We start from the raw sequence: 12,586 nt of genomic DNA, 5'->3' as shown, positions 1-12,586 counted from the left end.
AGTGACGAAGGTAACCATCCTGGGCTGCGGCTCCTCAAATGGTGTGCCATCGGTTGGCCTTGGATGGGGAAAGTGCGACCCGAACAATCCGAAAAACCAACGTTTACGCAGCTCGATCCTGATCGAGGAAGCCGGGAAAAAGATCCTTGTCGACGTGACACCGGATTTTCGCCAGCAGGCGCTGACGCACGGGATCGACCACGTCGATGCCATCCTGTTTACCCATTCACATGCCGATCATGTGCATGGCATTGATGATGTTCGCTGGTTGAATGTCGCCATGGAGCGTCCGATTGATATCTATGCAAATGCACAGACAATCTCGGACATTGATCATCGCTTCAATTATGTCTTCACGCCACTGCCAGAAGGCGTTGAGTTCTATTTCAAGCCGGTATTGATCCCGCATGTCATCACGGGGCCAATCACGCCAGCAGGGGTTCCAATCACGGTGTTCAGCCAAGACCACGGCTATGGCGAGACCCTGGGTTTCAAGATAGGGAAGTTTGCCTATTCAACGGATGTGGTTGAGTTCCCTGAAGAATCCAAAGATCATCTCTATGATCTGGATGTCTGGATCGTGGATTGCTTGCGGCATCGTCCGCACAACACGCACGCACATCTCGAAAAACTTCTGGGCTGGGTCGAAGAGTTCAAGCCCAAGCAAGTCTACATGACGCACATGAGCATCCAGTTTGACTACGCACAGGCGATGGCAGACACGCCAGATCACGTCGAACCAGCTTATGATGGCTTGGTTATTGAGGTGAACTAAGCACCTAAGACTTCAGAGGTGAGGTCGAAATGCCCTAACGCGACACAGCACCGAATAGTTCTATAATATATATTATGACAAATTATCGATTTGAACTATCGCTGGGTTCTGACGCCCACACCAACATTCCGCTATACTGCGCCGGCACCGCCAAGGCACAAACGCACATCTCAGGCTGCTCGTTTCGAGCGGTAATGCCGGTCGCTTTAAACCGTGCCTCATAGAGACACCACTCATTATAAAATGCTCCTGCCGACAGTCCCACATCGGCCCAGCCAAGCGACCGGATCATACCCTCAATATTTCTGTCAGGTTCGTGAAACTCAACATCGATGCCAACCGCGATTTGTTCATCGCATCCGAGTGCGACGCAGACCAAATCTCGGCTATGGCTGATACTTGCCATCAGGGCTTTATCTGAAAGCCTGACTACCGGCCTGCCCGACGGCTCCTTGGACACCTCAAATGCCTGCGAAGGTCCTAAATGCTTCAGCGCGAGGTTACGCAGCATTGATTGCGCGGCACTTGACGATCGCAGGCGCTGTGCGCGACGGCTTGCGTTCGCCCCATGCTCCAATCGCAAAATGGACCATAAAACACTTCCATTTCCCGCAACATTAACGGGAACTGATGGGAAATTTTCGTCTGAAGGCCAAGTTTTGGTTGAATGGTTCATCATGGTTTCATTACACAATTAAGTATTGTTGTAACATGCAACAATCATCCGCATCGGATGCACAACATAATATCGAAAATTGGTAGGTTGGATATGCGCCGTTTAAAGTTTGCCGTCGTCGGTTTGTTGACACTTCTTGTCGCGGCCTGCCGTACGGCACCTATCGAAAATGTCACTCACCATGCATTCCCGGCCGGCACTGAAAAGCTCAGCCTTGCGCAAATTGAAGAAAGCATCATCAAAGCCGCGTCCGACCGTGACTGGATCATTACCCGTCAGGCGGACGGCGTACTGTTCGCCACCTACTCGCCACGCTCGCACATGGCAAAAGTTAGAATCGGCTTTGACAAAACCGAATTCTCCATCGTCTATGCCGATAGTACAAACCTGAACTATGACGGCACCTCGATCCATTACAATTACAATCGTTGGGTCAATAACCTGCGTCAGGATATCTTGCGTGAAGTGTCGGCCAAAGCCGCACTTGCCAACTGACCGCGCCACTTATGGCAGTGCAAGTCAGCTTTACAAACTGGGCGTTCTGGTGCGGGTCTAACGATCACGCTGATCTGAAATACGGAACGCCCGGGCTGCTTCAATCCAGCAAAACCGGGATCGGCAAGGCTGACTTGGCTGGCGGTTTGAAACCGGCATGGAAACGCCGACTGGATCTGTATGGCCGTGCCGCAGCAGAGGTCTTGGCGACAACCTTGCGCACAGACGACAATCCATACATCGTGTTTGCATCAAGACACGGAAATATTGAACGCACTGTAAAGCTTCTGCACCAGGTCATAACGGACGAAGCACTGTCTCCGGCCGACTTTGGCATGTCGGTTCACAATGCGCTGGTGGGCATCGCATCGATTAATTGGTCAATAACTGAAAGCCATACTGCCGTTGCCGCCGGGCCGGATAGCCTTATCGCCGGTATGACAGAGGCAATTTGTCAGATCAATGACACCAACCTGCCCGTCATACTGTGCTATATCGACCTGCCGCTGCCTGCTGTTTACAGACATCTTGAACAGGGTGACCAAACTGGAACCGCGCTGGCCGTGCGGCTCGAACCTTTATCACATGCCAGCCAATCCAACAGCTACACGGCCGAATTCGGCACGACTTCGGAAACGCCCCGGATATCGGCACCTCTCGAGGCAGAACGCTTTGTCGAGTTTTTGGAAAGCGGTCTAGGAAAACACACACTTTCCGGAACCAACGGCTGTTGGACCGTTACCAAAAATGACTGACAATATAGCTCAGCGGCCAGGACCTCAGCGCAAAGGCACCCAAAAAGGCTTTAACTGGTACTGGCGCCTTGTAGCCACGGGCTTTGCCTTTGCCAGTTTCGGGCTCGGCGGGCTTTTTATGGCGCTTACGATTTTTCCGGCCATGATGCTGGTACTTCAGGACCGCGAAAAGCGAAGGCGCTATGCGCAGCTCGTGATTTGTCGCGGTTTCCGAGTTTTTGCCAGAATGCTTGATGTAATTGGCGTCGCCTCGGTCGAAACCAAGAATATTGCGCAGCTTCGTGCAGCAAACGGGTCGATCATCATCGCCAACCACCCTACTCTGCTTGATGTTGTGATGATCCTGGCACAGCTTGATAAGTGCCAATGTGTCGTAAAGCACCAGCTGTTTCGGAATCCGTTTTTGTTCGGTGTCGTGCGGGCTGCAGGCTTTATTCGCAATGATGACAACCCGGAACACCTGATTAAACAGGCGAAACATCATCTGAGTGATGGTGCGTGCATCCTGATTTTCCCGGAGGGAACGCGCACGCCAAGCAACCAAACATTGGGGAAATTCCAACGTGGCGTTGCCAACATTGCGATAGAAACACAAGCCGACTTGATTCCGGTGGTTGTGCACTGTAATCACGATACTCTGAAAAAAGGGGTACCGTGGTATAGGATCGCACCATCGAAAATACGCTATCGTATCGTGGTGGATAAGCCGCTTGCATTTGGGGATTTGCATGATCCGGAACTCAGCCGTGCCAAACAGGCCCGGTATGTTACCCGGTTCATCAGGGATTATTTTGTGGACAGACTGAAGAATGACCGCGCTGGAAAACGAACTTAAAGCCTTTATTATCGAGACGCTTAACCTTGAAGACGTCACAGTCGAAGAAATTGACAGCGAAGAACCGCTTTTTGTCGAGGGACTTGGACTTGATTCCATTGATGCGCTCGAACTCGGGGTCGCCATTCAGAAGAAATATGACGTCCGTATTGATGCCAAGAACGAAGATGTCAAAACCCACTTCGCTTCGGTCCGCAACCTTGCGCGCTTCGTCGCGCAATCCGGCAAGGAGGGGTGATCATGCATAGCCGTGAAGACGTTTATCAGCAGCTCCACGATTACCTTGTCGATATGTTCGAAGTCCCGGCCGAGGACATCCAACCTGATGCCCGCTTGATGGAAGACCTTGATCTCGACAGTATTGATGCGGTTGATCTTATTGTGAGGTTTCAGGAAATTACCGGCAAGAAAATCCCGGCTATGGAATTCCGGTCGGTGCGTACGGTCGATGATGTGGTAGAGAAAATTCATGACCTGGTCAGTTCCTAGGAGGATTTTGACCATCGTTATTGCCCTGTTGGGCATAGCCTATCCGGTTATCGTGTATTTCGGTTTGGGCGTGATTTCGCCACGTGCCATCCTGATCGCGGCCATCATCTTTGTCATTGCACGCGGTGTGATGTTCTTCATCGCCAACAAATATGGTGCGGGACTGATCGCCGGCATTGTTGCCGTTATCCTGGGCGCAGCAGGCTTTGCCAGCGAGATCTTGGCTTTGCGTTTCTACCCGGTCATTATCAGTGCAACGCTTGCCCTGGTGTTTACGCTGTCGCTGTTCTCTGGAATGCCGATTATTGAGCGGTTCGCCCGCCTGCAAACACCGGAACTGGATACGTTCGGGGTGATTTACACCCGCAGACTGACCAAAGTATGGATCGCGTTTTTTATTGCGAATGGTCTGGTTGCCTTGTGGACCGCACTTTACGCAACACTTGAAATTTGGACCCTATATAACGGGTTGATTTCATATATTTTGATTGCAGTTTTGTTTGTCGGGGAATGGCCTGTTCGCCGCATCATCAAAGCCCGCCACCAACATCATATCAATGATCATCGAGTATGACCGGATTTTTGACAGCCCTTTACCAGACAGAAAGCCGCAATAGGCCCCAATGCATTGTTGGTGAACGGCTAATTACGCGTGCGGAGTTGATGAAGGATGCCATCACACTTGCAGCAAACCTTCCGGGTGAAAAACGCATCGCAGTTCACTGTCAATCTGCACATCTGTTCACGATTGCCCTGATGGCAATATGGCAGCGTGGCTCGACGGTAATCCTGCCTGCGACCGACAAACCCGCCTATCTCGGCACCATCGATGATCAGTTTGATCTTTTCCTTGATGACGCATCAATCGAAGATCTGATGAAAGCTGGTCAAGCAACCTGTCCTCAGCAACCAGACACAATACCGACTCCAACACGTTGTTTTGCCGTGTTTTTTACATCCGGCAGTACAGGCCTTCCGAAGCCCATCACGAAAACACTTGAACAGATTGAGCAAGAAGTCACCATTCAGGACCCGCTGTGGTCACCGATGATTTCACCAAGCGCACGGATTGTCGGGCTTGTTTCGCACCAGCATATTTACGGCCTGATCTTTCGTGTGATCTGGCCGGTTATGTCTGGCCGGATATTCACCGCTGACCCTGCGCCATTCTGGGAAATGATGCAGGGTGACCTCAATCAGGGAGATGTCCTGATCACCAGTCCCGCACATCTCAAAAACCTGCATCCGGGTCTGGCCGATATAGCACGACCATCTCTGATTTTCTCGTCCGGCGGACCACTTGACTACAAACATGCACAAGCGACGCGGGACATGTTCGGGACTTGCCCTATCGAAATATATGGCAGCACGGAAACCGGCGGCATTGCTTATCGACGCCAAACGTCCACTGAAACAGACTGGACGCCCCTGCCCGGCGTAAAACCGCGTCTGAATGATAAGAGATGCCTTGCGGTGCAGGGACCGCATATTGCCCAGTCAGACTGGTATCAAACCGAAGACAAAGCCGATATTGACCAGACTTCCGGGAAGTTTCGCTTGCTGGGGCGTGCCGACCGAATTGTAAAGGTTGAAGGAAAACGTGTTTCACTGAGTTCGGTGGAACAACATTTGATGGTCTCTGATCTGGTATCGGAGGCGGTTGTTTTACTTCCCGACGATAAGGATCGCCGACTTGGTGCGATCATTGTTCTTAGCGATGCGGGGGTTGCCCGGCACAAAGAATTGGGCACTTTTCGGATGGGCCGTTTGTTACGTCGTGAGATCGCCGACTTTGAAGAAGACGCCGCTCTGCCGCAGCGCTGGCGGTTTGTTGACCAGATCCCGACAGACAGCCAGGGCAAGCGCCCCTTTCATCTGTTACGCGCTGTTTTCACGCAAAGGCCAACAGAACCCGATATTCTCTACACTGTTCAAACCAACGATCAGGTCGCGCTCAAACTGAGACTGCGCGAAGACCTGATTTACTTTGCCGGTCATTTCCCGGACATGCCGATTTTACCAGGCGTCACCCAACTGCATTGGGCGACGTCATACGCGTCATCCATGTTCGGAACGCCGGAAACGACCTGTGAGGTTTCACAGCTTAAGTTCCGAAAACCGATGCTTCCGGGGCATGTTGTAAACTTGGAAATGCGCCTTGATGCAAATCGTCAGAAAGTAAAATTCCGTTACTTCTCGGACATTGATGGCGATCTGAGTTCAGGCATATTGAAGTATGGTGGTGACGCCGCATGAAGCTTTGTGCCGTTGTCCCCACCCATAACCATAGTTCCATACTGGAAAGTGTCGTAACGCGCATTCGTGCGCACGATATCCAGGTCTTTATCGTCGACGATGGTTCGGACACCGAAACCCGGAATGCCGTAAGCAGATTACATGCACCTGATGGCGGTATTTTCTGCCAACGGCTTGATGAAAATGCTGGCAAAGGCGTGGCCGTGATGACGGGTATGGCCGCGGCCAAGCGTCACGGTTTCACCCATGCCTTTCAGATTGATGCGGATGGTCAGCATGACCTTGATCGCATCGATGACATGGTCAAGCTTGCGCAACAATCCCCGAACGCCCTTATTACCGGACTTCCGATATATGATGACAGCATCCCCACCGGGCGCAAGATCGGCCGCTGGGTGACCCATGTCTGGGTGTGGATTGAAACACTGTCGCTTCAGATCCGCGACAGCATGTGCGGGTTTCGGGTCTATCCCATTGGCCCAAGCCTTGATATCTGGAAACGCCATGGCATCGGCCACAGGATGGACTTCGACACCGAGATCATGGTTCGCCTTTTCTGGCAGGGCCTGCCCGTAATCCATATGCCCATCAAGGTCACCTACCCGGTTGGAAACACGTCGAACTTCCGCATGTGGCGCGATAACGTTCTGATCAGCTGGATGCATACCCGACTGGTGTGCGGCATGCTTGCAAGGCTTCCACGCTTCATTGCCAAGGGCGGAAAGTTTGCGTCATCCACAAACGCAAACACCGAAAATCATTGGTCTGAAATCGATGAACGCGGCATTTATTGGGGCATGCGGTTTCTCGGGCAGGTTTATCGTTTTGGCGGACGAAAGCTCTGTCTGGCAGTGATGTCGCCGATCATTGCCTATTTCTTCGTGACTGGGCGCACGGCACGGGCGGCATCGCAAGACTTCCTTGAGCGCGTAGCAGCACATAATGGTCATCCCAAGCCGACCTGGCGTGACAGCTTTGGCCATTTCATGAAGTTCGGGGAATCTGCCCTTGATAAAATCGCTGCCTGGTGCGGCGAAATGAACATTGATGATCTTGATCTCCCCGAATATGCGGACAGTTTGTTTTCCTACATCCCCCGGGATCAGGCGGTAATCCTTTTTGTCTCACACTTTGGCAATATTGAGCTCGTTCGTGCCATTGCCAGCCGCGATCGTAACTTTCGGGTCAATGTGCTGCTTCATCAGAAAAACGCCGCCCGGTTCGGCCGCGTGCTTCAACAGCTTGCCCCGGAAAGCCAGGTTGACCTGATCGAGGTTAGCGATATCGGCCCGGATACCGCGATGCTTCTTCGTGAAAAGGCGGAACGTGGTGAATGGATTGTGATTGCTGCTGACCGTGTGGCTATTCGCGCCCGGGATAAAACGGTTTCTGTGCCCTTTATCGGCCAGAATGCCCCATTTCCTCAGGGGCCATTTATCCTTGCTCACCTTCTGCAGTGCCCGGTCTACATGGTCGCGGCCTGGCGAGATGGCAAACGTTTCAACATTTCTTGGGAAAAACTGGCCGAGCGCATAGACTTGCCGCGCAAGACACGCACGGCCACAATCACGAAATATGCAAAAACATATGCAAGCTGGCTGGAAAAGCTTGTTGTGAAACAACCGCTGCAATGGTTCAATTTTTACGATTTCTGGGCAGACAAGAAGGATAAAAATGAATAACCACCAGGAACACGCCATATGTGGCAATGAGGGCGTTTGATGATCAGCGCATCAGTCACAGAAATCGTACAGTTTTATCATCTCGACCCGATGAACGTGGTCTGGCATGGCAATTACGTTCAGTTCTTCGAGAATGCCCGGTGTGCCCTGCTCGACAAGATTGACTACAATTACCCGCAGATGGATGAGTCCGGCTTTGTCTGGCCAATCGTCGACATGCGTGTCAAATATGTCGCCCCCTGTCGCTTTGGTCAGGAAATCACAATCACGGCAACCCTGCGGGAATACGAAAATCGCCTGAAGATCGACTATCTGGTTACAGATGCGAAAACGGGCCAAAAACTGACCAAGGGATTTACCATTCAGGTCGCTGTTGAAAAAGACAGCGGCGAAATGCTGTATCGCAGCCCGGATTTCTTCATCGAAAAGATGGAGGCTCTCCTGTGATCCGCTGTTTTCTTGTTCTGATCACACTGTGCGCAATCGTCATTGTCGGTCTGTCGACTGGGCAGCGGGCATTGCATGCTGAGACAGTCAAACCTGCACCACTTGATGAGAACGAGTACCTTCACGGCACGTTTGAGCTTGCCCGTCATCTGGACGGATTTGAAAAGCCGCTGCTATCGCGTGGTGAATTCGTTATATCGCCTCAAAATGGTTTGATCTGGAAAACAACTTTCCCGTTTCCCGGAATAACCGTCCTTGAGGGTGATGGAATTTTTACGATTACCCCGAATGGTGACCGAAATGCGATGGCAAGCGGGTCAGAGACGCTACAGTTTGTCGGCATGATTTCTTCGGTTTTGTCAGGTAACTGGAACAACTTGCAAAGCCAGTTTGATATTACCGAAAACACCAAAAACTCAAACACATGGGAAGCCATCCTGACACCAAACACCAACAGCGCGGTCGCAACCCAGGTGAACAGGATCGCGGCGTCAGGCGATATCTTTGTGAAAACGGTGACGATTGAAAAACCATCATCTGATCGGGATGTCATTACGTTTGATGATCAGGTCGTTGGCATGCTTCCTCTTCCCCCTGAATTCGCCAAATTCTTTACAGACGGGATACCCGAATAATGCGCAGCGCATTCATTTGGACCATTTGTCTCGTCGTGATGGCCAGCTTCTCTGTTTGGCAGTTAACGACAGACCGGACCCAATTGGATGCTGACTTTCTGTCATTGATTGGCCAGGAACAGGAACGCAATCAGGATGGCATCAGCGATATTGATGCGGTACGCGCCCTGCTAAGGGAAAATGGTCGACAGGCGATTTTGATGCTGTCGCATACTGACCGGGATCAGCTAGAGACCCTTGCCGAACAGCTCAAAACTGAAATCTCGCAGATTGCTGGAACTGAAAACGTCACGCTCCCCGGACAAAGCGCCGGACGCCTTGAAGACGTGCGCGGCCTCTATGGCCCCTATGCCAGCGGGTTGTTGTCTGACAGTGACAGGACTGCACTTGCCAACGGGCAAGCAGATCTGCTGTATCAGCGCACACTTCAACAGCTTTATTCGCCTGCATCATCCTTCACCAGCACAACGTTAAAGCAGGATCCGTTCCTGTTGATGCCGGAATTTCTGACTGGTTTGGCGACCAAACTCGGCCCCGGGAATGACATCGTCACCAAAAATGATCGCAGTTATCTTCCATTGATTGTCTCACTGCAAAGTGGTCAATCGGGCCGCCATGCTCAAAACTGGGTCGATCAGATCAACCTGATCATCAGCGACGCGCACCAAAATTCCCCCGAACTGAATATCTTAAAAACCGGTCAGATATTCTTTGCCGTGAACGAAGCCGCCACAGCCAAAAGTGACGTTCAAACCATTGCTTTGATTGCGACACTTGGGATCGCAATCATGATCGGCCTGACCTTTTTTTCACCGTTACCACTTATCGGCGCGATTGTGGTTGTCGGAAGTGGACTGATTGCGGGTGCTGCAGCCCTGACTGCCTTTTTCGGCACCATTCATGCGATTGCCCTGGTGTTCGGCGCGACAATGATCGGGATTTCAATTGACTATGCCTTGCATTTTCTCGTGGTTCCGACGGGTAAAACGGGGTCCGATGATCGCTTTAAAGCAATCCGAAGCGGTCTTGGTTTGGGGCTTTTAACCTCGGTGATCGGCTTTATCGCGCTGGCACTGAGCCCCACCAGTTTGTTGCTGCAAATCGCCATCTATTCGATTGCCGGACTGCTTTCGGCCTATTGTTCGGTAAAATTCCTGCTTCCACTTTTCCCGGCCCGCAAAGTTCGGACTAACTCGCCGATAACGGTCATACACAACAACCTTATGGTCGCCTTGTCCTACGTTGTTGTTTCAGCACGGCTGCGGCTAATTGCGGCAGGCCTCCTGATCGCCGCCCTTCCCGTTACGGCTTATCTTGTTCCCGGCCATGATGACATACGCGCACTTGGCCAAAGCAATCCGACCCTGGTTTCAGACGCCGGGACCATATCCGAAACCCTTGGCTTGGGCGGAAGTCCGGCATTTATCCGGATTGACGGTGACAAAGCGCAGGAGCGCCTTGAGACATCCGAGGCGGTTCGCCAAGCCATCTCACCGCTGATCGCCGACGGGAAAATTCAGGGTGCTATGGCATTATCAGATTTTGTCCCCTCCATTGCGCGCCAGAAAGCCAACAGAGAACTGGTTCGAAACAACCTTTACCAACCATTCGCCCCAGAACTGGTCGAAGCTTTGCAAATTTCCATCAACACCCCGGATTTGGACGATCCGTACCTTACTGCAGACAAGGTAGGCAATGCCTTGCCAGAGGTAACAAATCTTCAAACTGGTACATCCGATATCATCCGGTTGCGTGGTGTTTCAGATGGTTGCGCAGTCGCCAAGGTCCTTGAGCCTTTTGACGATGCCCGCCTGATCAGCCCGACGGAAACGATCAGCACGCAATTCGCGGAATACCGCTATTGGGCTTATGTTGCACTTGGCTCGGTTCTGCTGATTGCGCTGTTTCTTGCCTCGATCCGCTATGGCGTTAAAAAAGGTATCCGTATCTTTTCCGCCCCTGCCGGCGCAATCTTGTTTGCGCTCCTTGGCGGGACTGTGTTGGGTGTTTCGATCAGTTTCTTTACAACGATGGCAATGTTCCTCGTCTTTGCGATTGGCGCGGATTACGTCCTTTTCCTCAGTGAAGGAAATGACGGGGAACACGCATCAAATACCCAGCTTGCGGTCTTTCTGTCGCTGATTAGCAGCGTTCTCGCATTCGGCCTTTTGGCGACCAGTTCAGTCCCGTTGGTTAGCGATATAGGCACTGTGATAGCAATCGGGTTGGTTGGCGCCTGGTTTCTTGCCTTCTGGATGACAGCACCAAACAAGCTCACCACAAAAACAGGACGTGGAAATTGAGACAGGATTGCGATATCGCCGTCATTGGCGCCGGTCCCGCTGGCAGCACAGTGGCAAAACTGCTTCACGATGCAGGACTTCATGTCACAGTGCTCGAGGCACAGGAATTTCCACGCTTCGTCATCGGCGAGAGTCTGCTGCCCAATTGCATGAATGTGCTTGAACGTGCCGGTTTCCTGCCCGCCCTTGAAAAAGCAGGTTTCCAGCACAAAAACGGCGCTGTCTTTGAGTGTGGCAAAAAACATCGCACTATTGATTTCCGCCAGAATTTCGAGACCACTGGTTGGGGCACAACCTATCAGGTAAAGCGTGCCGAATTTGACCATATCCTTGCCAACGAGGCTGCACGCGCTGGCGTTGACCTTCGATTTGGTCATACGGTCACAGCAGTACAGACCTCAGATGGTGATTGTCTCATCACCTATCAGGACAAAGTGGGCGCAACATCCCAATTACGGGCTGGTTTTATTGTCGATGCCAGCGGCTATGGCCGTGTTTTACCAAAACTTTTGGGACTTGCCCGTGCACCGCAATCAATTGCCCGGCGTGCATTGTTTACCCATGTAACCGACCGCATTGACGACCCTTGCTATGACCGTGACAAAATCCTGATCACTGTTCATCCCGATCGTCGCGATATCTGGTATTGGCTGATTCCGTTTTCAGATGGCACCGCATCCGTTGGGGTTATTTATCCGGATGGTGACCCTCAATTTGCCGGTATGGGTGAACAGGATATCTTTGACCGGTTGATATCCGAAACCCGTCTTGGTCATTTGCTGGTCAATGCGAAACAAACCCGACAATTGCAATCAATCGCCGGATATAGTGCAGAGTCTGAAAAGCTGTACGGCGATGGGTATGCATTGCTTGGCAATGCTGCCGGTTTCCTTGATCCGGTATTCTCGTCAGGTGTTACAATTGCCCTTCATTCTGCGGAATTGGCTGCGGATATGTTGATCGCGCGCCATCAGGGACGCACGGACATCGACTGGGAAACGGGCTTTGCCAAGCCATTGATCCAAGGCGTGCAAACCTTCAGATCGTATGTTGATGCATGGTATGACGGCCGTTTGCAGACAATTATTTTTGAACAACCAGATGATGATTCCCAACTGAAACGTATGGTCGTTTCCATCCTGGCAGGTTATGCATGGAACATGGAAAATCCACTGGTTGCCAAAACCGACCGTTATCTTGAGATGTTGCACGACCTATGCACTCCCGCATCCTGAAAT

The 12,586-nt window shown here is 51.7% G+C and carries 14 protein-coding genes; 13 read left to right on the top strand and 1 reads right to left on the bottom strand.

All coding sequences use genetic code 11. The annotated features are described in order from the left end of the window. Nucleotide 1 precedes the first annotated feature (1 nt). On the top strand, nt 2-775 hold the full coding sequence (locus AUQ41_RS17675; protein WP_063089562.1) for an MBL fold metallo-hydrolase: 774 nt from the start codon (nt 2-4) through the stop codon (nt 773-775). A gap of 82 nt (nt 776-857) precedes the next feature. On the opposite strand, the gene AUQ41_RS17670 is transcribed toward AUQ41_RS17675, so the two are convergent. Beyond that, nucleotides 858-1,286 carry a 4'-phosphopantetheinyl transferase superfamily protein gene (locus AUQ41_RS17670; RefSeq protein WP_063089560.1) on the bottom strand — a complete coding sequence of 143 codons (429 nt, stop codon included), beginning with the start codon at nt 1,284-1,286 and terminating at the stop codon, nt 858-860. 258 nt (nt 1,287-1,544) lie between these two features. Here AUQ41_RS17670 and AUQ41_RS17665 point away from each other — a divergent pair, with 258 nt between their 5' ends. The 12 genes from AUQ41_RS17665 to AUQ41_RS17610 all read left to right on the top strand — a co-directional run bounded on the left by AUQ41_RS17665 (nt 1,545) and on the right by AUQ41_RS17610 (nt 12,583). After that, nucleotides 1,545-1,946, top strand: coding sequence for a hypothetical protein (locus AUQ41_RS17665; protein WP_063089558.1), 402 nt, complete (start codon nt 1,545-1,547; stop codon nt 1,944-1,946). A gap of 11 nt (nt 1,947-1,957) precedes the next feature. Next, nucleotides 1,958-2,701: a beta-ketoacyl synthase chain length factor gene (locus AUQ41_RS17660; RefSeq protein ID WP_063089556.1), complete on the top strand. Its 744-nt coding sequence runs from the start codon at nt 1,958-1,960 to the stop codon at nt 2,699-2,701. Beyond that, the gene (locus AUQ41_RS17655) at nt 2,694-3,536 is read left to right on the top strand and encodes a 1-acyl-sn-glycerol-3-phosphate acyltransferase (protein ID WP_063089555.1); all 843 of its coding nucleotides are present in this window, start codon (nt 2,694-2,696) and stop codon (nt 3,534-3,536) included. Before AUQ41_RS17660 ends, AUQ41_RS17655 begins: the two co-directional genes overlap by 8 nt. Beyond that, the gene (locus AUQ41_RS17650) at nt 3,511-3,774 is read left to right on the top strand and encodes a phosphopantetheine-binding protein (RefSeq protein WP_063089553.1); all 264 of its coding nucleotides are present in this window, start codon (nt 3,511-3,513) and stop codon (nt 3,772-3,774) included. The genes AUQ41_RS17655 and AUQ41_RS17650 overlap by 26 nt, the downstream gene beginning before the upstream one ends. Nucleotides 3,775-3,776: 2 nt before the next feature. Further along, the gene (locus tag AUQ41_RS17645) at nt 3,777-4,025 is read left to right on the top strand and encodes an acyl carrier protein (RefSeq protein ID WP_063089551.1); all 249 of its coding nucleotides are present in this window, start codon (nt 3,777-3,779) and stop codon (nt 4,023-4,025) included. Between the two features lie 64 nt (nt 4,026-4,089). Next, the gene (locus tag AUQ41_RS17640; protein ID WP_143588716.1) at nt 4,090-4,599 is read left to right on the top strand and encodes a hypothetical protein; all 510 of its coding nucleotides are present in this window, start codon (nt 4,090-4,092) and stop codon (nt 4,597-4,599) included. Next, a complete protein-coding gene (locus AUQ41_RS17635) occupies nt 4,596-6,281 on the top strand; it encodes an AMP-binding protein (protein WP_083952773.1) in 1,686 nt (561 codons plus the stop codon). The genes AUQ41_RS17640 and AUQ41_RS17635 overlap by 4 nt, the downstream gene beginning before the upstream one ends. Then, nucleotides 6,278-7,963 (top strand): glycosyltransferase, encoded by a 1,686-nt coding sequence (locus tag AUQ41_RS17630; RefSeq protein ID WP_063089546.1) that lies wholly within the window; start codon nt 6,278-6,280, stop codon nt 7,961-7,963. Before AUQ41_RS17635 ends, AUQ41_RS17630 begins: the two co-directional genes overlap by 4 nt. A gap of 39 nt (nt 7,964-8,002) precedes the next feature. Beyond that, nucleotides 8,003-8,410, top strand: coding sequence for a thioesterase family protein (locus AUQ41_RS17625; protein WP_063089544.1), 408 nt, complete (start codon nt 8,003-8,005; stop codon nt 8,408-8,410). After that, nucleotides 8,407-9,045, top strand: coding sequence for an outer membrane lipoprotein carrier protein LolA (locus tag AUQ41_RS17620; protein WP_063089543.1), 639 nt, complete (start codon nt 8,407-8,409; stop codon nt 9,043-9,045). The genes AUQ41_RS17625 and AUQ41_RS17620 overlap by 4 nt, the downstream gene beginning before the upstream one ends. Continuing rightward, nucleotides 9,045-11,348: an MMPL family transporter gene (locus AUQ41_RS17615; RefSeq protein WP_063089541.1), complete on the top strand. Its 2,304-nt coding sequence runs from the start codon at nt 9,045-9,047 to the stop codon at nt 11,346-11,348. Before AUQ41_RS17620 ends, AUQ41_RS17615 begins: the two co-directional genes overlap by 1 nt. After that, complete coding sequence (locus AUQ41_RS17610) at nt 11,345-12,583, top strand: NAD(P)/FAD-dependent oxidoreductase (RefSeq protein ID WP_063089539.1); 1,239 nt, start codon at nt 11,345-11,347, stop codon at nt 12,581-12,583. The genes AUQ41_RS17615 and AUQ41_RS17610 overlap by 4 nt, the downstream gene beginning before the upstream one ends. The last annotated feature ends 3 nt before the right edge of the window (nt 12,584-12,586 follow it).

This window comes from Thalassospira sp. MCCC 1A02898, assembly GCF_001618185.1.
Taxonomy (GTDB): Bacteria; Pseudomonadota; Alphaproteobacteria; order Rhodospirillales; family Thalassospiraceae; genus Thalassospira; species Thalassospira tepidiphila.
This window is presented reverse-complemented; position numbering and strand designations above follow the sequence as displayed.

Coding starts and splice junctions, on each gene's coding strand:
- AUQ41_RS17670 (WP_063089560.1), bottom strand. CDS start 1,286: ATGCTGCGTAACCTCGCGCTGAAGCATTTAGGACCTTCGCAGGCATTT.
- AUQ41_RS17665 (WP_063089558.1), top strand. CDS start 1,545: ATGCGCCGTTTAAAGTTTGCCGTCGTCGGTTTGTTGACACTTCTTGTC.
- AUQ41_RS17660 (WP_063089556.1), top strand. CDS start 1,958: ATGGCAGTGCAAGTCAGCTTTACAAACTGGGCGTTCTGGTGCGGGTCT.
- AUQ41_RS17655 (WP_063089555.1), top strand. CDS start 2,694: ATGACTGACAATATAGCTCAGCGGCCAGGACCTCAGCGCAAAGGCACC.
- AUQ41_RS17650 (WP_063089553.1), top strand. CDS start 3,511: ATGACCGCGCTGGAAAACGAACTTAAAGCCTTTATTATCGAGACGCTT.
- AUQ41_RS17645 (WP_063089551.1), top strand. CDS start 3,777: ATGCATAGCCGTGAAGACGTTTATCAGCAGCTCCACGATTACCTTGTC.
- AUQ41_RS17635 (WP_083952773.1), top strand. CDS start 4,596: ATGACCGGATTTTTGACAGCCCTTTACCAGACAGAAAGCCGCAATAGG.
- AUQ41_RS17630 (WP_063089546.1), top strand. CDS start 6,278: ATGAAGCTTTGTGCCGTTGTCCCCACCCATAACCATAGTTCCATACTG.
- AUQ41_RS17625 (WP_063089544.1), top strand. CDS start 8,003: ATGATCAGCGCATCAGTCACAGAAATCGTACAGTTTTATCATCTCGAC.
- AUQ41_RS17615 (WP_063089541.1), top strand. CDS start 9,045: ATGCGCAGCGCATTCATTTGGACCATTTGTCTCGTCGTGATGGCCAGC.